The organism is Mesorhizobium sp. B2-2-4, assembly GCF_006442375.1.
GTDB lineage: Bacteria > Pseudomonadota > Alphaproteobacteria > Rhizobiales > Rhizobiaceae > Mesorhizobium.
Map to the genome: position 1 here is coordinate 5,001 of NZ_VFWB01000027.1, position 1,103 is coordinate 6,103.

The 1,103-nt window shown below is 56.8% G+C and carries 2 rRNA genes (1 of these 2 only partly in view); both read left to right on the forward strand.

Annotated elements, in window-relative coordinates:
- Window positions 1-561: ribosomal RNA gene (locus FJ959_RS31385) — 23S ribosomal RNA — on the forward strand (it extends 2,250 nt beyond the left edge of the window).
- Between the two features lie 272 nt (window positions 562-833).
- Window positions 834-948: ribosomal RNA gene (gene rrf / locus FJ959_RS31390) — 5S ribosomal RNA — on the forward strand.
- Window positions 949-1,103: the final 155 nt, after the last annotated feature.

The window sequence follows — 1,103 nt, forward strand, 5'->3', positions numbered from 1 at the left end:
CAATGGCATAAGCCTGCCTGACTGCGAGACTGACAAGTCGAGCAGAGACGAAAGTCGGTCATAGTGATCCGGTGGTCCCGCGTGGAAGGGCCATCGCTCAACGGATAAAAGGTACGCCGGGGATAACAGGCTGATGACCCCCAAGAGTCCATATCGACGGGGTTGTTTGGCACCTCGATGTCGACTCATCGCATCCTGGGGCTGGAGCAGGTCCCAAGGGTATGGCTGTTCGCCATTTAAAGCGGTACGTGAGTTGGGTTCAGAACGTCGTGAGACAGTTCGGTCCCTATCTGCCGTGGGTGTAGGAATATTGAAAGGATCTGTCCCTAGTACGAGAGGACCGGGATGGACGGATCTCTGGTGGACCTGTTGTGGCGCCAGCCGCATAGCAGGGTAGCTATATCCGGACGGGATAACCGCTGAAGGCATCTAAGCGGGAAACCCACCTTAAAACGAGTATTCCCTGAGAACCGTGGAAGACGACCACGTTGATAGGCCGGGTGTGGAAGAGCGGCAACGCTTGAAGCTTACCGGTACTAATAGTTCGATCGGCTTGATCGTTCTCATTCCTTATGCCCATCGTGAAACACGATGGTCTGGCCAGCGCTCACGCATGAGCGGCCCTTACGGGCCTATGCTCCGCGAGGGCGCCGGACGACCGGCGACGCGCAGTCGCGCTTGCGGGCTTCGCCCGAAAGCAAACTGTGGATGTCGCTCAGGCACAAAAAGACAGGTGAAGAGCAACGAGCCAATAGTGAATAGGCATCCCCTATTCACTATTGCCTTCTGCCCAATCCCTAACCCAGCTTCTCGAATAACGTGCGTTTTGCCGACCTGGTGGTTATGGCGGAGCGGCTGCACCCGATCCCATTCCGAACTCGGCCGTGAAACGCTCCAGCGCTGATGGTACTTCGTCTCAAGACGCGGGAGAGTAGGTCGCTGCCAGGTCTGCCAAACGCACGTTAAACTCACATCCAATCGGATAGATGTGAAATCTTCTCTTCACGAACAGGCCCGCCAACGGGACAACGGGCCGCGTAAGCGGCCCTTTCAATTTGGCGGCGCGAAGCAGGCAATCGCCCGCTTCCAAACATCGAAGCAGA